19 protein-coding genes are annotated in these 15,224 nt (G+C 71.2%); 8 read left to right on the top strand and 11 right to left on the bottom strand.

The features are described 5' to 3' along the window. Positions 1–99 precede the first annotated feature (99 nt). The 9 genes from rsfS to rplU all read right to left on the bottom strand — a co-directional run bounded on the left by rsfS (position 100) and on the right by rplU (position 6,882). Entirely contained in the window at positions 100–480 is a 381-nt protein-coding gene (rsfS, locus tag AB1K56_RS07305; RefSeq protein ID WP_371205115.1) for a ribosome silencing factor, read from the bottom strand. After that, positions 477–1,622, bottom strand: coding sequence for a hypothetical protein (locus AB1K56_RS07300; protein WP_371205114.1), 1,146 nt, complete (start codon positions 1,620–1,622; stop codon positions 477–479). The genes rsfS and AB1K56_RS07300 overlap by 4 nt, the downstream gene beginning before the upstream one ends. Further along, the gene (nadD, locus tag AB1K56_RS07295) at positions 1,619–2,215 is read right to left on the bottom strand and encodes a nicotinate-nucleotide adenylyltransferase (RefSeq protein WP_371205113.1); all 597 of its coding nucleotides are present in this window, start codon (positions 2,213–2,215) and stop codon (positions 1,619–1,621) included. The genes AB1K56_RS07300 and nadD overlap by 4 nt, the downstream gene beginning before the upstream one ends. 10 nt (positions 2,216–2,225) lie before the next feature. Next, a complete protein-coding gene (locus AB1K56_RS07290) occupies positions 2,226–2,450 on the bottom strand; it encodes a hypothetical protein (protein WP_076675817.1) in 225 nt (74 codons plus the stop codon). Positions 2,451–2,505: 55 nt separating this feature from the next. After that, entirely contained in the window at positions 2,506–3,765 is a 1,260-nt protein-coding gene (locus tag AB1K56_RS07285) for a glutamate-5-semialdehyde dehydrogenase (RefSeq protein ID WP_371205112.1), read from the bottom strand. Positions 3,766–3,769: 4 nt separating this feature from the next. Further along, entirely contained in the window at positions 3,770–4,606 is an 837-nt protein-coding gene (proB, locus tag AB1K56_RS07280) for a glutamate 5-kinase (protein ID WP_136585534.1), read from the bottom strand. Continuing rightward, positions 4,603–6,147: a GTPase ObgE gene (obgE, locus tag AB1K56_RS07275; RefSeq protein WP_371205111.1), complete on the bottom strand. Its 1,545-nt coding sequence runs from the start codon at positions 6,145–6,147 to the stop codon at positions 4,603–4,605. The genes proB and obgE overlap by 4 nt, the downstream gene beginning before the upstream one ends. A gap of 150 nt (positions 6,148–6,297) precedes the next feature. Further along, positions 6,298–6,555 (bottom strand): 50S ribosomal protein L27, encoded by a 258-nt coding sequence (rpmA, locus tag AB1K56_RS07270; RefSeq protein ID WP_058596273.1) that lies wholly within the window; start codon positions 6,553–6,555, stop codon positions 6,298–6,300. Between the two features lie 18 nt (positions 6,556–6,573). Further along, positions 6,574–6,882 (bottom strand): 50S ribosomal protein L21, encoded by a 309-nt coding sequence (gene rplU / locus AB1K56_RS07265; RefSeq protein ID WP_076675829.1) that lies wholly within the window; start codon positions 6,880–6,882, stop codon positions 6,574–6,576. A gap of 214 nt (positions 6,883–7,096) precedes the next feature. Between rplU and AB1K56_RS07260 the strand changes: the two genes are divergently transcribed. Then, positions 7,097–7,375 (top strand): DUF4031 domain-containing protein, encoded by a 279-nt coding sequence (locus tag AB1K56_RS07260; RefSeq protein ID WP_136585532.1) that lies wholly within the window; start codon positions 7,097–7,099, stop codon positions 7,373–7,375. Positions 7,376–7,513: 138 nt separating this feature from the next. Here the strand turns inward: AB1K56_RS07260 and AB1K56_RS07255 are convergent, their stop codons facing one another. Then, positions 7,514–10,138 carry an Rne/Rng family ribonuclease gene (locus tag AB1K56_RS07255; protein ID WP_371205110.1) on the bottom strand — a complete coding sequence of 875 codons (2,625 nt, stop codon included), beginning with the start codon at positions 10,136–10,138 and terminating at the stop codon, positions 7,514–7,516. Between the two features lie 292 nt (positions 10,139–10,430). Here AB1K56_RS07255 and AB1K56_RS07250 point away from each other — a divergent pair, with 292 nt between their 5' ends. The 7 genes from AB1K56_RS07250 to AB1K56_RS07220 are packed head-to-tail and all read left to right on the top strand — an operon-like array spanning position 10,431 to position 14,339. After that, positions 10,431–10,838 (top strand): YbaB/EbfC family nucleoid-associated protein, encoded by a 408-nt coding sequence (locus tag AB1K56_RS07250; protein ID WP_371205109.1) that lies wholly within the window; start codon positions 10,431–10,433, stop codon positions 10,836–10,838. Beyond that, positions 10,835–11,134 (top strand): WXG100 family type VII secretion target, encoded by a 300-nt coding sequence (locus AB1K56_RS07245; RefSeq protein WP_371205108.1) that lies wholly within the window; start codon positions 10,835–10,837, stop codon positions 11,132–11,134. The genes AB1K56_RS07250 and AB1K56_RS07245 overlap by 4 nt, the downstream gene beginning before the upstream one ends. Beyond that, entirely contained in the window at positions 11,131–11,580 is a 450-nt protein-coding gene (locus tag AB1K56_RS07240; protein WP_371205107.1) for a hypothetical protein, read from the top strand. The genes AB1K56_RS07245 and AB1K56_RS07240 overlap by 4 nt, the downstream gene beginning before the upstream one ends. Beyond that, positions 11,577–11,894, top strand: coding sequence for a hypothetical protein (locus AB1K56_RS07235; RefSeq protein ID WP_371205106.1), 318 nt, complete (start codon positions 11,577–11,579; stop codon positions 11,892–11,894). Before AB1K56_RS07240 ends, AB1K56_RS07235 begins: the two co-directional genes overlap by 4 nt. Beyond that, complete coding sequence (locus AB1K56_RS07230; protein ID WP_371205105.1) at positions 11,891–13,417, top strand: hypothetical protein; 1,527 nt, start codon at positions 11,891–11,893, stop codon at positions 13,415–13,417. The genes AB1K56_RS07235 and AB1K56_RS07230 overlap by 4 nt, the downstream gene beginning before the upstream one ends. Before the next feature lie 46 nt (positions 13,418–13,463). After that, positions 13,464–14,060: a vitamin K epoxide reductase family protein gene (locus tag AB1K56_RS07225; protein ID WP_371205104.1), complete on the top strand. Its 597-nt coding sequence runs from the start codon at positions 13,464–13,466 to the stop codon at positions 14,058–14,060. Positions 14,061–14,102: 42 nt separating this feature from the next. Beyond that, entirely contained in the window at positions 14,103–14,339 is a 237-nt protein-coding gene (locus AB1K56_RS07220) for a PLDc N-terminal domain-containing protein (protein ID WP_371205103.1), read from the top strand. Between the two features lie 465 nt (positions 14,340–14,804). Here AB1K56_RS07220 and ndk read toward each other — a convergent pair whose 3' ends face one another. Continuing rightward, the gene (gene ndk, locus AB1K56_RS07215) at positions 14,805–15,221 is read right to left on the bottom strand and encodes a nucleoside-diphosphate kinase (protein ID WP_013586434.1); all 417 of its coding nucleotides are present in this window, start codon (positions 15,219–15,221) and stop codon (positions 14,805–14,807) included. Positions 15,222–15,224: the final 3 nt, after the last annotated feature.

Raw genomic sequence — 15,224 nt, 5'->3', positions numbered from 1 at the left:
GCTCTCCCGCGCGCACGCGCGAGTCCTCCCCGCCGCACCGCGCGTACGCCAACCAGAACGCCCCCTGCCGGCGGGCAGAGGGCGTTTGTCGAGGGGCCGTTACTCGGCCGCGTTGGCCGGGGTCGGCAGCTCGACCGGGATGACGGGGCAGTCCTTCCAGAGGCGCTCGAGGCCGTAGTAGACGCGCTCCTCCTCGTGGAAGACGTGCACGACGAGGTCGCCGAAGTCCAGGAGCACCCAGCGCGACTCCTGGCGTCCCTCGCGGCGCAGACGCTTGTGTCCGGCCTCGAGGAGCTTCTCCTCGACCTCGTCGGCGATCGCGGCGACGTTGCGCTCGTTGCGACCGGTGACGAGGAGGAAGACGTCGACGAGCGGAAGGGGCTCGGACACGTCGAGGGCGACGATGTCGTCGCCGCTCTTGGAGTCGGCGGCGAGGGCGGCGATCTGCGCCATCTCGCGACCGTTGTCGGTGGCTGTCATCGGAAGACTCCTGTCGTGAAGGCGAGCACGAGGGTGACGGCCACCGCCAGCGCGAGCGCGCCGGTCGTGATGATGAGGCCGACGAGGAGCTTGCTCCCCTTCTCGGGCGCCGGGGGGCGGATGATCTCGCCCGGTTGCTTGACGGTGCTGATCGCGGCGCTGGCTGCGATCGGCGTGGGGGACGAGGCGGGCGGGAGCTCGCCGTCGAGGAGCACCGCGTCGGCGTCGCGGCCGTCGGTGGTGCCGGGTGCGTGACCGACCGATCCGAGACCCTCGGGGAGCTCGAAGGTGCCGGTGATCATGATCTCTCCGGTGCCGTTGATCGGGCCCACGAGCGGGACGCCCGCGGGGGTCTGCGAGAGGATCAGGGCGTTCGGCGTCGACACCGCTCCGGTCGCGCCGGTGTTGCGGGCGATCAGCTGATCGAACGAGGCCGGGAGGGTGACATCCGGCGTCTGTCCGTCGAGCAGATCGGAGCCGAGCGCCGGGTTGACCACCGACGGCGCGGGAACCTCATCGGTCGAGGCGACGGCGTTCTCGTCGGTGTCGGCGACGGCGGGACGGAAGATCGCGGGGACGGGTCCCTCGGCGGCCGCGGGCGTCGGCAGCGGGCTCTGCCGCGGCTGAGCCGGCTCGAGATCGGGGCTGATGATGGGAACGGCCGCCGTGCGGATCTTCTCCTGTGCGCGCACCTGACGACGTGTGAGGCCGGACACGCCGAACTCGGCACCCGCGTCGCTGAACGCCGAATCGAAGGTGGCGGGACGCAGAGCGGGCGCCGTCGCCTCCGAGACCGGAGCGGGAGCAGGGATGTCACCGCTCACCGCGGGGGCCGGGGCGGCGTCACCGGTCTCGTCGCGGATCTCCCTCTCGTCGCGGTTCTCCGACTCCTCGGCGACGACGCCGTCGTCGTGACGTTCCTCGGGCGCGGGGGCTTCGTGCGCGGGGGCTTCGGTCGCGGGGGCTTCGGTCGCGCCGGCGGGAACCGCATCGATCACGTCCGCGGGCGCGGAGTCCGCGGCATCCGGGGCCTGCTCGCCCTCGGGCTGCGGCGGGATGATCGGGGTCGCGCCGGTCTGACGCAGCTCGCGCAGCTGACGACGGGTCAGGGCGGGCGTCTCGGGATTCTCGGAAGTGCTCATGCCTTGCTCCGGTAGAGGTGATGCTTGGCGATGTACTGCACGACACCGTCGGGCACGAGGTACCACACGGGGTGCCCTCGGCGCACGCGGGCGCGGCAGTCTGTGGACGAGATCGACAGGGCCGGGATCTCCAGCTGGCTCACGTTCTCGGAGGGCAGTCCCTCCGTGGTGAGCACGTGGCCGGGGCGCGAGACGGCTACGAAGTGCGCCAGGTCCCACAGATCCTGATGGTTGCGCCAGCTGAGGATCTGCGCGACGGCATCGGCTCCCGTGATGAAGAAGAGCTCCGCGCCCGGACGCTGCTCCTGCAGGTCGCGCAGGGTGTCGATCGTGTAGGTGGGCCCCGCGCGGTCGATGTCGACGCGGCTCACCGTGAACTGGGGGTTGGATGCCGTCGCGATCACCGTCATGAGGTAGCGGTGCTCGCTCTCGGTGACGTCGTCCTTCTGCCACGGGCGACCCGTCGGCACGAAGACGACCTCGTCGAGATCGAACGATTGGGCGACCTCACTGGCCGCGACGAGGTGACCGTGATGGATGGGATCGAACGTCCCACCCATGACCCCGATACGAGGGGCGCGCGTCACCGACATACGGTGGCCCTCAGTGGCCGTGTGCCTCGGGCGTGGGCGTGCCGTGCTTCTGCGTGTAGGCCTCGGCCTTGTGCGCGTGACGGTTGGACACGTTGCGGTAGGACAGGGTGACCAGGCTCAGCGCGACGAAGACGACGAAGGCCACCACGCCGTACCAGAAGGTCGAGGCCTGGACGTTGCCCCCGTGGTGGGCGCCCTCTTCAGCGGCCTGGGCGAGAAGTGACACGAAAGTCATCAGTGCTCCGTTCGAAGTGTGCGCGCATCGCGATGCGCCTTGCCATTTTAGGCGGTCAGGCGCGGACCTGGCCGCCGCCGCGCCCGAGCCACTTGGTGCTCGTCAGTTCGGCGAGCCCCATGGGGCCACGGGCGTGGAGTTTCTGGGTCGAGATGCCGACCTCGGCGCCGAAGCCGAACTCGCCCCCGTCGGTGAAACGCGTCGAGGCGTTGACCAGCACGACGGCCGAATCGACCTCGGCCAGGAAGCGGTCGGCGGCGGTCTGGTCGGCCGTGACGATCGCCTCGGTGTGCTGCGTGGAGTACCGGCGGATATGCGCGAGCGCCTCGTCGAGGTCGTCGACCACCCGCACCGCGAGGTCGAGAGTGCCGTACTCGCGTGCCCAGTCGTCGTCGGTGGCCGCCACCACGCGGTCGTCGCGAGCCCGGGTCGCCTCATCGCCGTGCACCGTGACGCCCGCGTCGGACAGGGATGCCAGCAGCTCGGGCAGCAGGCGATCGGCGGCGGCGCGGTGCACGAGGACCGTCTCGACGGCGTTGCACACGCTCGGCCGCTGCGCCTTGGCGTTGAGCACGATGTCCCGCGCCCAGTCGTCTCGGGCGGTGGCGTCGAGGAAGACGTGCACGACTCCGGCCCCGGTCTCGATCACGGGGACGGTCGACTCGGTCACCACGGTCTCGATGAGCGAAGCGCTCCCCCGCGGCACGAGCACGTCGACCAGCCCCCGGGCGTTCATGAGGGCACGCGCCCCGTCGCGGCCGAAGTCGTCGACGCTTTGAATCGCCTCGGGCGTGACGCCCTGAGCGCTCAGAGCCTCGCGCATGACGCGCACGAGCGTGGCGTTGCTGCTCTGCGCGGCCGAACCGCCCCGCAGCACGACGGCGTTGCCGGAGCGGAGGGCCAGCGAGGCGATGTCGACGGTCACATTGGGACGCGCTTCGTAGATCGAGCCGACGACGCCGAACGGCACCGCGACTTTCTGCAGCGCGAGGCCGTTGGGCAGCGTGCGCTCGTCGAGGATCCGGCCGACCGGATCCGGCAGCTCCGCGACGGCGCGCACCGCGGCGGCCAGGGCGGCGACCCGGGCGTCGTCGAGGCGCAGTCGGTCGAGGAGGGCCTCGCCGATGGCATCCGCTCGTCCCCGCTCCAGATCGTCGGCGTTGGCCGCGACGATGTCGGCGGTGGCGGCGACGAGGCCGTCGGCCACCGCGTTCAGCACGGCGCTCTTGCGCGGCCCGTCGAGCAGGGCGATCTCGCGCGCCGCGTCTTTGGCCAGACGCAGGCGCTCGTCGACGGAGGCGGCGATCACGGTCATGCGCTCAGTGTACCGGCGCACCCACGGCGCCCACGGGGCCCGTGGCGAGGGTGACGGGGTCGGGATTCGGGGCGAACCAGGTGCCGACGGCGTCGCCGTCGAGAGCGGATGCCACGAGGTCGGCGCTGGTCACGAGGACCCCCACTCCCGCGGTCGACGCGAGCTTGGCTGCGGAGGCCTTGGTGGCCGCTCCCCCGGTGCCGACGCCGTTGACGACGCCCGCGCCGAACTCGAAGTCGGACAGGTCGTCGCCCCACGCGACATCGGTGATCGGGCGCGCGCCGGGCTCGCTCGGCGGCCGGGTGAAGAGGGTCTCGATGTCGCTGAGCAGCACGAGCGCGTCGGCGCCGATCAGCTGGGCCACCAGCGCGGCCAGCCGGTCGTTGTCGCCGAAGCGGATCTCGTGGGTCGCGACGGTGTCGTTCTCGTTGACGATGGGGAGGATGCCGAGACCGAGGAGCCGCTCCATGGCCCGGCGGGCGTTGGAACGGTGCGTGGCGTTCTCGAGGTCGCCGGCGGTCAGCAGCACCTGTCCGGCGAGGAGGCCGAAGCGGTCGAGGGAGGTCTGGTAGCGCCACATGAGGACGTTCTGCCCGACCGCGGCCGCGGCCTGCTGCGTCGCCAGGTCGTTCGGACGCCCGCCGAGATCGAGCAGCGGGAGGGCGGTGGCGATGGCGCCCGACGACACGAGCACGACCTCGGTGCCCGCACCGTGGGCGCGCGACAGGGCCTCGACGATCGTGTCGATGCGGTGCGCACCGTCTCCGCTGATCGACGACGAACCGACCTTCACCACGACGCGGGCGGCGCCGGGGATGTCGGCGCGCGTCGTCGCGGTCATCGCTCCTCGTCCTCGAACGTCAGCGCGGACGAGTCGCCGTCGGGCGAGATCCCCGCGGCCCGCGCCGCGCGGCGCTCGGCCTCGAGTTCGGCGCGGGCGTCGGCCTTGGCATCCATGCGCTCGTGATACTGCTCACGACGCTCGGACGACGTGCGGCGGTTGTTCTGCACGAGGCGCGGGTCGGTACCGCGCGGGGCCGTCATGAGCTCGGCCGCCGAGGTGAGGGTGGGCTCCCAGTCGAAGACGATGCCGTCGCCGGGGCCGATCACCACGGTCGCGCCCGCGACCGCACCGGCGCGGAACAGCCCGTCCTCCACGCCGAGGCGCGCGAGGCGGTCGGCGAGGTAGCCCACGGCCTCTTCGTTCTGGAAGTCGGTCTGCTGCACCCACTTGACTGGCTTCTCGCCGAGGATCCGGTAGACGGGGCCGTACGTGCCGCCCTCGACCTTGATCTCGAAGTCCTTCTCAGCGCCCTTGGGGCGGATGACGACGCGCTCCGCCGGAGCGGCATCGACCGTGGCGCGGCGGTGCTGCTCGACGATGTCGCCGAGGGCGAAGGTGAGTTCGCGCAGGCCCGCACGGCTGACCGTGGAGATCTCGAAGACGCGGAAACCGCGGGCCTCGATGTCGGGGCGGACGAAGTCGGCGAGCTCGTGCGCCTCGGGGACGTCGATCTTGTTGAGCACGACGATCTGGGGCCGCTCGAGCAGCGGGAGCTGCCCCTCCGGCACGGGGTAGGCGGCCAGCTCGGCGAGGATGATGTCGAGGTCGCTCAGCGGGTCACGACCCGGGTCGAGGGTGGCGCAGTCGAGCACGTGGACGAGGGCCGTGCAGCGCTCGACGTGACGGAGGAACTCCAGGCCCAGGCCCTTGCCTTCGCTGGCCCCCTCGATGAGGCCCGGCACATCGGCGATCGTGTAGCGCGCATCGCCCGCCTGCACCACGCCCAGGTTGGGGTGGAGGGTGGTGAAGGGGTAGTCGGCGATCTTCGGACGTGCCGCCGACACCGCGGCGATGAGGCTCGACTTGCCCGCGGAGGGGAAGCCGACCAGCGCCACGTCGGCGACGGTCTTGAGCTCGAGGACGACGTCGCCCTCCCAGCCCGGGGTGCCGAGCAGCGCGAAGCCCGGGGCCTTGCGCTTGGGAGACGCCAGCGCCGCGTTGCCGAGACCGCCGAGGCCTCCCGGGGCGGCGACGAAGCGCATTCCCGGGGTGAGCATGTCGACCAGGACGTTGCCGTCGGGGTCTTTCACGACGGTGCCGAGCGGGACCGGCAGTTCCTGGTCTTCGCCGAGGGCGCCGGAGCGGTGGTCGCCCATGCCGAATCCGCCGTTGCCGGCGGAGCGGTGCGGCGAGTGGTGGTACGACAGCAGGGTGGTCACCTGCGGGTCGGCGACGAGTACGACGTCGCCGCCGCTGCCCCCGTTGCCGCCGTCGGGACCGGCCAGCGGCTTGAACTTCTCACGGCGCACCGAGACGCAGCCGTTGCCGCCCTTGCCCGCACGCAGGTGCAGGGTCACGCGGTCGACGAAGGTGACCATGGCGGGTCCTTCCGGGTGGGCGGCGGCGGGGCCGACGCGGCGGAGACGGGGATGCCGTCGGTGCAGGCGGGTTCGGGTCGCCCCTGCACGGGAAAAAAGACGAGGGGGCGGGCAGTGCCCACCCCCTCGGAAGCGCCGGAGCGCTGAGGATTACTCCGCAGCGGCGACGATGTTGACGACCTTGCGGCCGCCCTTGTTGCCGAACTCGACCGCACCGGCGGCCAGAGCGAACAGCGTGTCGTCGCCACCACGGCCGACGTTGGCGCCGGGGTGGAAGTGCGTGCCGCGCTGGCGGACGAGGATCTCGCCGGCGTTGACGGCCTGGCCGCCGAAGCGCTTCACGCCGAGGCGCTGTGCGTTGGAGTCACGACCGTTGCGGGTGGAGCTTGCGCCCTTTTTGTGTGCCATCTCTGCGTCTCCTGGCTCTTACTTGATGCCGGTGATCTTGACGCGCGTGAGGTCCTGACGGTGGCCCTGGCGCTTCTTGTAGCCGGTCTTGTTCTTGAACTTCTGGATCACGATCTTCGGACCGCGCTCCTCGCCGAGCACCTCGGCCGTGACCGAGACCTTCGCGAGCTTGTCGGCGTCGGTCGTGACCGCGTCACCGTCGACGAACAGGACGGCGGGCAGCTGGATGCTCTCGCCGACCTTCGCCTTCTGGCGGTCGAGCACGACGACCGTGCCGACCTGGACCTTCTCCTGGCGGCCGCCGGCGCGCACAACTGCGTAAACCACTTCACACCTGTTTTCGTTCGGGAGCGCACGGCTCCGGTTGTCTGATGACGTCGGGAGGGTCTGACGACCCAAGTCTCGGTGCGATCCGGCCGACGAAAGTCAGCGGGGTCACGCTCCGACGAGAGCGGACGCGACGCACCAAGGGTCGAGTTTAGCTCACCCGGAGGCATCCGGCAAAAGCATCCGCCCCGCGTGTCGCCCGTAGGATCGCGGGATGGCGATCCTCATCGACGACCCGCAGTGGCCCGCGCACGGACGGCTGTGGGCGCATCTGGTGAGCGACAGCGATCTGGCCGAACTGCACGCGTTCGCCGAGGCTGCGGGGATCCCCCGCCGCGCCTTCGACCTCGATCACTACGACGTCCCCGACGAGCGGCACGCCGACCTCGTCGCCGCGGGCGCGGAGCACGTGGGCGGCAGAGAGCTCGTCCGGCGTCTGCGCGCCTCCGGGCTGCGCATCACCGCGCGCGAGCGCCGCGACGCGGGACGCTGACACCGACCCCGCGGGAGATCGAGTCGGACGCGGACGCGCGCGAGCGCGGCATCCGCCCCTCCGACGTGCGCGAGGGGCCGCACGCTGCCGCCGGAACGAGGTCCGGCGACGGGGTGCGACCCCTCACGGACGGCGGGTTCAGGACTCCTGGGTGGGCTGCGCGTTGACCGGCGTGCCGGTGAGGGCGGCGGTGGTCACCCGACGACGCGAGCGCCCCTGACCGGGGGCCTTGGGCTCGGGGAGAGCCTCGAGCACCGACTCGAGGAGGGCGTCCTTCTCGGTGCGCGGGGCCTTGGGCTCGCGCTTCTTGCGGGGGCGCTTCTCGCGGGCGGGCGCGGCCGGCGCCTCGCTCTCGGCCTTGGCCTCGAGGACGGCCTCGACGGAGGCGACGACAGCCGCCTCGACGACGGCGGGGTCGTCGAGGGTCGGCTTGACGGTGGATGCCGCGATCTGTGCGAGCGCGGACTTCACACCCTCGGTGATCACGTGCGTGCCGCCCGCGGCGGCCGCGGACGCGCCGCCGTTCTGCGCGGAGCCGTTCGCGCCGCCGTGGGAGCCGCCGTTGCCGTTTCCGTTGCCGTTCGGGGAGCCGCCGTTGCCGCCCCGCCCGCGGCGGTTGGAGCCGCCGTTGCCGTTCCCGTTGGCGTTGCCGTTGCCGCCGTTGCCCGACGAGGAACCGGACGCGCGGTGGCGCACGACGGGGTCGTGGTGGACGATGACGCCGCGGCCGGCGCACACCTCGCACGCCTCGCTGAAGGTCTCGAGCAGGCCGAGGCCGAGCTTCTTGCGCGTCATCTGCACGAGACCGAGCGAGGTGACCTCGGCGACCTGGTGCTTCGTGCGGTCGCGGCTCAGGCACTCGATGAGGCGTCGCAGGACGAGGTCGCGGTTGGACTCGAGCACCATGTCGATGAAGTCGACGACGATGATGCCGCCGATGTCGCGCAGGCGCAGCTGCCGCACGATCTCTTCGGCCGCCTCGAGGTTGTTCTTGGTGACGGTCTCTTCGAGGTTTCCGCCCGACCCGACGAACTTGCCGGTGTTGACGTCGACGACGGTCATGGCCTCGGTACGGTCGATGACCAGCGAGCCGCCGGAGGGCAGCCAGACCTTGCGGTCGAGCGCCTTCTCGATCTGCTCCGTGACGCGGAAGGCGTCGAAGGGGTCCTGCTCGCCCTCGTACTTCTCGACGCGCTCGAGCAGGTCGGGGGCGACGCCCTTCAGGTACGACGAGATGGTCTGCAGCGCCTCGTCGCCCTGGATGAGCATGCGCGTGAAGTCCTCGTTGAAGACGTCGCGGACGATCTTGACCAGCAGGTCGGGCTCGGAGTGCAGCAGGGCCGGGGCCTGGATGGTCTTGACCTGGCTCGACACGTGCTCCCACTGCGAGGTGAGGCGCTGCACGTCGAGGGTCAGCTGCTCCTCAGTGGCGCCTTCCGCCGCGGTGCGCACGATCACGCCCGACGACTCGGGCAGCACCTCTTTGAGGATCTTCTTCAGGCGCGCACGCTCGGTGTCGGGCAGCTTGCGGGAGATGCCGTTCATCGTGCCGTTCGGCACGTAGACGAGGTAGCGGCCCGGGAGCGAGATCTGGCTCGTCAGGCGGGCGCCCTTGTGGCCCACGGGGTCTTTCGTGACCTGCACGAGCACGCGGTCGCCCGACTTGAGGGCGAGCTCGATGCGACGCGGCTGGTTGTTGGTCTCGACGCCGTCCCAGTCGACCTCGCCCGAGTAGAGCACCGCGTTGCGGCCGCGACCGATGTCGACGAAGGCGGCCTCCATGCTGGGCAGCACGTTCTGGACACGACCGAGGTAGACGTTGCCGATCAGCGACGCGTCCTGATTGCGAGCCACGTAGTGCTCGACGAGCACGTTGTCTTCGAGGACGGCGATCTGGATGCGACCGGCCTTGGAGCGCACGACCATGACGCGATCGACGGCCTCGCGGCGCGCGAGGAACTCCGCCTCGGTCACGACGGGGCGGCGACGGCCGGCCTCGCGACCGTCGCGGCGACGCTGCTTCTTGGCCTCGAGGCGCGTGGAGCCCTTGATGCGCTGCGGCTCGGTGATCACCTCGACCGCGCGCTGGCGGACGGGGGCCGGGGCGGAGACCTCGGTGCTGTCATCGGCGGGGCCGGCGTTCGCTCCCCCGCGGCGACGGTTGCGACGGCGCGCGTTGGCGGAGCCGCGCTCGTGCGGACCGTCGTCGTCGCGGTCGTCGCGGTCCCACGACTCCTCGCGGGCGGGCAGCGGGGGCAGCTCCGGCGCATAGAAGTGCAGGGCCGTCGACACGGCAGACACGAAGTTCTCGGGCAGCAGGCCGAGCGAGACGGCCGTGGGGCGCGCGGGCTTCTCGGGCTCGGCGGGGGTTTCGGGCTCGGCGGGGGTTTCGGGCTCGGCTGGAGCCTCGGGCTCGGCGGGAGCCTCGGGCTGGACGGGAGCCTGGGGCTCGGCGGGAGCCTCGGGCTCGGCGGGAGCCTCGGGCTCGGCTGCGCCGTCGGACCCGGACGGCTCCCCCGCCGCCTCCGCGCCGGTCGGCTCCTGCGCGACGCCGGACGGCGCAGCGGTAGCGTCGTCGGGCGACGGGATGTCGGTCACGTCGAGCACCGCGGGAACCTCGGTGTCGTCGGATGCCGCGTGAGCGGCATCCTGCACCGCCGCCGGCTCTTCGTCGACCACGCCGCCCTCCGTGGCCGACGCGGCGGTGTCGGGAGAGACCTGCGTCTCGTCGGCGGTGTTCTGCTCGTCTGTCACATCGGCCATGTCGGGGTACTCCCTGGCGGACGACACCGCGCGTCGTCCGACGAAATCTCATGCGGCGCCGCACCCGGCGGGGCCGCGAACTCACTCGGTCTGCAGCCGGCCTGCGGCTCAGGCTGCGAAGGGCGGTCATCGCCCGAAGTCTTCTGGGTGATGTTCCTGCGGCGCGGCCGCGGTCACATCAGCCTTCATTATCGCACGAACGGCTGTGAACGCTCGCGACGACGTCGGCCGACACGCTCCCCCGTTCGGAGGAGGCATGGGTATCGTCGGAGTTCCGGCGAAGGGGGCACCCATGAACTTGTCCGAAGACTCGCTGCTCGCTCTGGAGCAGGCACGCGCACGCGTGCAGGCTCAGACGGCGCAGGCGAGAACGCTCGCGCACGACGCGTCCCGCATGGCGGCCGACGTGCGCACGGCCGCCGCCACGCGCAGCTCGGTCGGTGGTGAAGTACGTGTGTCCGCCACCGCCGGCGGGCGTGTGGAGCGGATCGACGTCTCCGCGAGCGCGATGGATCTCGATGCCGCCACCCTGTCGCGCCTGCTCACCGAGACGGTTCGCGAGGCGCAGCGTGACGCGGCGGATGCCGCGCTCCGACGGATGGCGGAGAGCCTCGGCGGGTCCTCGGAACTCGTCGCCGCGACACGCCGACGCATCGACGACCAATACGCCGGTCCGACGACGGGAAGGCTGGACGCATGATCGACCATCTCGAGGTCACGCCGGCGCGGCTCGCGACCACCGCGCAGAGCATCCGTGACGCGGGTGCGCGGATCGACGGGTTCGTCGAGACGCTGACGCGCGAGGCCGCCACGCTCAGCACCCGGTGGAGCGGTGAGGCGCAGCAGGCCTACGCGCTCGCGCAGGCGCAGTTCGGGGAGAGTGCCGCCAGCCGCACGGCACTGCTCGCGCGGATGTGCGGGGCGCTGGAGGATCTTGCGACCTCCTACAGCGACGCCGATCTCGCCGGTGCTCGCGGTCTGGGGGCGACGGCGTGAGGGGCTCCCTGCGCGCGGTCGCGGTGGTCGGGCTGGCGGTCGTCGCGAGTCTCTTCGCGGGCTGCAGTCAATCGCCGCTCGCCGACGATTCGTACAAGACGGAGATCCCGGCCGCGCTCGAGGCGGCCGACCTCGGGATCACGGGTGCCTACGCCGACGTCAGCCTCGACGGATTCACCGAGACGCTGACCGTGGGGGGCACCGTCTCCCTGCCCGAGGGCGAGACGACGCAGGCGTCGCCGGAATTCGTTCGGAGCGTGATCGGGATCGTGCTGGACGGGCGCGACCCGAGCATGAAGTACCTCGACATGGCCTTCCGAGACGCCGAAGACGCGCGGGTCGACGTTGCAACGGCGCTCACGAGTCTCGGCGCGGCTCCGGGCTACGACGGAACGAGCATCACGATGGACGAAGCGAGGACGATCGCGGAGGGCGCAGCACGATGACGGCGGCGAACCAGCACATCGAGGTCGACGGCGGCGTGCTGAAGAAGCAGGCGTCGATGGCCCGGGAGGCAGCGGGCGCGTTCGCGGCAGCGAGCGACGGCGTGCGCGCCGATCTGCCCCAGGATGCGTTCGGTCTGCTGAGTCGCGGCCTGGTCGTCCCCGTCGCGAACGCCGTGGCGGGTCGTGCGCGCGAGCTGCTCGCTTCGGCGCAGGATCTGGCGGATCGTGTGGCGGACGGGGTGGACGATGCGACCGACCGGTTCAGCACGGTCGAACAGGACGCCGTGGACGTCTTCGGAAGGGGCGACGGATGACCGCGGCATCCGTCATCAGTTCGGAGCTGGCCGGAGGCAGCTGGGCGAACGGACTTCCCACGACCGGTCCCGGAGGCGACGCCTGCTCCCGGATCCCCGGTATCGCGGGCGTCGTGCTGCAATACGTTCAGCCCCTGCGCGAGTGGTTCGATCAGCTGGTCGGCGATCCCGCGGCGACCGCGGCCGTCGCGACCGCGTGGGAAGACGCCTCTCGCTCGCTGATCGGCATCCCCGACACCGTCCGCAGTGCGCGCGCCTCACTCGGCGAGCTCGACGGTCGTACGGTGCGCGCGCTACGTGAGCGCCACGAGGACCTCCACCAGGTCGCCCTCGACGCCGCGGAGTGGACGGCGGCCACCGCGGCCGCACTACGCCTGGCCTCCCGCATCGTGGATGCCACCCGGTCCTTCGTCTGCGATGCTCTGGTGCAGCTGGCGCGGTTCGCCGACGATCTGTTCTCGTTCACCCTGAATCCCTTCGAGGTCGCCGACCGAGTCGAAGACTTCGCGCGCGGGGCCTACGACCTCATCGAGGCGACCGGGCGCCTCGTCACCGATCTGCTCGAGGCCCTCGCCGCGCTCGGTTCGCTCCTGGACAGGCTCCTGCCGATCATCGCCGAGGGCCTCGACGAGCTTCGGCAGATCGTCGCGCAGATGCTCCCGAGTCTGGGGGCTCTCGCGGGGGTGCCGTTCGGTCCCCTCGGGGTGGCCGCCGGCCTCGTGCTCGGCGGGGCGGGCCAGAACTTCCTGCAGAGATCGACCGACGTCGAGGAGCTCGACCCCGACACGTTGACGGGTGACCGACTCGAGGCGTGGAAGCGGTCGCAGGAGGTCACACGACTGTCCACGCTCGCCGACCTCGTCTCGGTCAACGGCACGACGGACATGATGGGCGGAGCGGATCGGACGGTCATCGACATCAAGAAGATCGTCGGTCCCGACGGGGCGGAGCGGTGGGTCGTTTCGCTTCCGTCCACCCAGGACTGGCAGTTCGGCCCCGATGCGGGTGCGTTGAACGACCGGGATTCGAACGTGGCCCTCATGATGGACAATCCGGTTCTGCGCACGGCTTACGAGCGCGCGGTCCTCGAGGCGATGAGCGACGCGGGCGTGCCCCCGGGGAGCGACGTCGTCCTCACCGGGTTCAGCCAGGGGGGCATCATGGCGGCGAATCTGGCGTCCGATCGGACGTTCCCCTACAACACGGTCGGTGTCGTCACAAACGGTTCGCCGGTCGACTCCTTCGATGTACCGCCTGATGTCCCGGTCTACGCGTTCCAGCACGCGACGGATGTCGTGCCGACGCTCGACGGCAACGCCTTCGGCGACACCGCCTCGAACGTCCACCGGGTGCTCATGCCCGGACCGGCGAGCCCGATCGACGCGCACAACAACAAGGCCTACACGAACTCGGTCCACGCGTGGGAGCAGCAGTACGCCGCACAGCACGGCGGACCGCCGCCCGGCCTCGATCTCTTCACGGGCGAGGTGGTCGACCACAGCGTGTTCGCCACGCACGAGTGAGACCGTTTGGAGCGGGGCCACAGTGCGACGGTGGGAGAATCTCGCCATGAGTGAAATCGCCGCCCCCCGTCGTCCGGTCGTCGTCGCGCTCTGGCTGATCTTCGCCGGGGCGGTCGGCTGGTGGGCGGCGTTCTCGCTCACGATGGAACGCTTCCACCAGCTCGCCAACCCGGGCGACGCCGCGTCGTGCGACTTCAGCGTGCTCGTGCAGTGCTCGACCAACCTCCAGTCGGCGCAGGGAAGCGTCTTCGGCTTCCCCAACCCGATCATCGGGCTCGCGGCCTGGATCGCGCCGATCGTGGTGGGCATGGCTCTTCTGGCGGGGGCGCGATTCGCGCGCTGGTTCTGGGCCCTGTTCTGGGTCGGATTCGCGTTCGCGATCGGCTTCGTCATCTGGCTCATCGCGCAGAGCCTGTTCGTGCTCGCGACGCTGTGCCCGTGGTGCATGGTCACGTGGTCGGTCGTGATCCCCTCGTTCTTCGTCGTGACCCTGCACGTGCTGCGGGAGGGAGTGATCCCGGGCGAGCGAGTGCGGCAGGTCGCCGACCGCCTGATGCCCTGGGTTCCACTGGCCACCTTCCTCGCCTACGTGGTGGTCGCCGTGCTCGCTCAGCTGCGCCTGGACGTGCTCGCGCAGCTCTGATCCGCATCACAGCGGGTGGCGGACGGGCGGTAGGGTGCGGACATGATTGCTGCGAACCCCCTGATTCCCGCCACGTCTGACCTCGTGTGGTCGGGCCTCGCCGTGGTGGCCCTCGGTTTGGCGGTCTGGGCGGTCGTCAGCCTGTCGCGTCGCGCCCGTGATCTGTCGTCGGCGGTCGTTGCGGTGTGGGCCGTCGTGATCCTTCTCGTGCCCGTGCTGGGTCCGCTCGCGTGGATCCTCGCCGGCCGCCGCGCCCGCGGTGACGTCGCGCGTTCCTGACCGCGGGCGTTTCGGCTGGAGCGCGCTGTCCGCGCGCAGCCTCCGCGTTCCGCGCAACCTCAGCCCGGAAGCCCCGGATGCCACTGACCCCGCGCGAATTCCTGAGGTTATGCCCGCGCGAGCCCGGGACGCGCCGCGCGCATCCTCCGCGTTCCGCGCAACCTCAGCCAGGAAACCCCGGATGCGACTGACCCGGTGCAAATCGCTGAGGTTATGCGCGCGCGAGCCCGGCACGCGCCGCGCGCATCCTCCGCGTTCCGCGCATCCTCCGCGATCCGCGCAACCTCAGCCCGGAAGCCCCGGATGCCACTGACCCGGTGCGAATCGCTGAGGTTACCCGCGAACGAGCCCGGGCGCGCACCCCGCGCACCCTGGACGGGCCCCTCAGCCCACGGCGCGACCCGCCGACACCGACGACGAAGGCCGCCACCCCTCTCGGGGCGGCGGCCTTCTCGGCATCCGGGATCAGGCGAACCAGATCGCGAGCTCGCGCTCGGCGGATTCGACGCTGTCGGAGCCGTGGACGAGGTTCTGCTGCACCTTGAGGCCCCAGTCGCGGCCGAAGTCGCCGCGGATCGTGCCGGGAGCGGCCGTGGTGGGGTCGGTGGTGCCGGCGAGGGAGCGGAAGCCCTCGATCACGCGGTTGCCCGCGAGGCGGATCGCCACGGACGGACCGGACATCATGAACTCGAGCAGCGGCTCGTAGAACGGCTTGCCCTCGTGCTCGGCGTAGTGCTGGGCGAGGGTCTCGCGGTCGGGCTCGACGAGGCGGATGTCGACGAGCGCGTAGCCCTTCGCCTCGATGCGGGCGAGGATCGCGCCCGTGAGGCCGCGGGCGACGCCATCGGGCTTGACCAGGACGAGGGTCTCTTCGGTGGCCATGGG

The sequence above is a fragment of the Microbacterium sp. BWR-S6Y genome, from assembly GCF_041379845.1.
In the GTDB taxonomy this organism is placed as follows: Bacteria; Actinomycetota; Actinomycetes; order Actinomycetales; family Microbacteriaceae; genus Microbacterium; species Microbacterium hydrothermale.
This window is presented reverse-complemented; position numbering and strand designations above follow the sequence as displayed.

What these genes read in the sequence shown, in the direction of transcription:
- rsfS (WP_371205115.1), bottom strand. Translation starts at nt 480, where the DNA reads ATGACAGCCACCGACAACGGTCGCGAGATGGCGCAGATCGCCGCCCTC.
- AB1K56_RS07300 (WP_371205114.1), bottom strand. Translation starts at nt 1,622, where the DNA reads ATGAGCACTTCCGAGAATCCCGAGACGCCCGCCCTGACCCGTCGTCAG.
- nadD (WP_371205113.1), bottom strand. Translation starts at nt 2,215, where the DNA reads ATGTCGGTGACGCGCGCCCCTCGTATCGGGGTCATGGGTGGGACGTTC.
- AB1K56_RS07290 (WP_076675817.1), bottom strand. Translation starts at nt 2,450, where the DNA reads ATGACTTTCGTGTCACTTCTCGCCCAGGCCGCTGAAGAGGGCGCCCAC.
- AB1K56_RS07285 (WP_371205112.1), bottom strand. Translation starts at nt 3,765, where the DNA reads ATGACCGTGATCGCCGCCTCCGTCGACGAGCGCCTGCGTCTGGCCAAA.
- proB (WP_136585534.1), bottom strand. Translation starts at nt 4,606, where the DNA reads ATGACCGCGACGACGCGCGCCGACATCCCCGGCGCCGCCCGCGTCGTG.
- obgE (WP_371205111.1), bottom strand. Translation starts at nt 6,147, where the DNA reads ATGGTCACCTTCGTCGACCGCGTGACCCTGCACCTGCGTGCGGGCAAG.
- rpmA (WP_058596273.1), bottom strand. Translation starts at nt 6,555, where the DNA reads ATGGCACACAAAAAGGGCGCAAGCTCCACCCGCAACGGTCGTGACTCC.
- AB1K56_RS07260 (WP_136585532.1), top strand. Translation starts at nt 7,097, where the DNA reads ATGGCGATCCTCATCGACGACCCGCAGTGGCCCGCGCACGGACGGCTG.
- AB1K56_RS07255 (WP_371205110.1), bottom strand. Translation starts at nt 10,138, where the DNA reads ATGGCCGATGTGACAGACGAGCAGAACACCGCCGACGAGACGCAGGTC.
- AB1K56_RS07250 (WP_371205109.1), top strand. Translation starts at nt 10,431, where the DNA reads ATGAACTTGTCCGAAGACTCGCTGCTCGCTCTGGAGCAGGCACGCGCA.
- AB1K56_RS07245 (WP_371205108.1), top strand. Translation starts at nt 10,835, where the DNA reads ATGATCGACCATCTCGAGGTCACGCCGGCGCGGCTCGCGACCACCGCG.
- AB1K56_RS07235 (WP_371205106.1), top strand. Translation starts at nt 11,577, where the DNA reads ATGACGGCGGCGAACCAGCACATCGAGGTCGACGGCGGCGTGCTGAAG.
- AB1K56_RS07230 (WP_371205105.1), top strand. Translation starts at nt 11,891, where the DNA reads ATGACCGCGGCATCCGTCATCAGTTCGGAGCTGGCCGGAGGCAGCTGG.
- AB1K56_RS07225 (WP_371205104.1), top strand. Translation starts at nt 13,464, where the DNA reads ATGAGTGAAATCGCCGCCCCCCGTCGTCCGGTCGTCGTCGCGCTCTGG.
- AB1K56_RS07220 (WP_371205103.1), top strand. Translation starts at nt 14,103, where the DNA reads ATGATTGCTGCGAACCCCCTGATTCCCGCCACGTCTGACCTCGTGTGG.
- ndk (WP_013586434.1), bottom strand. Translation starts at nt 15,221, where the DNA reads ATGGCCACCGAAGAGACCCTCGTCCTGGTCAAGCCCGATGGCGTCGCC.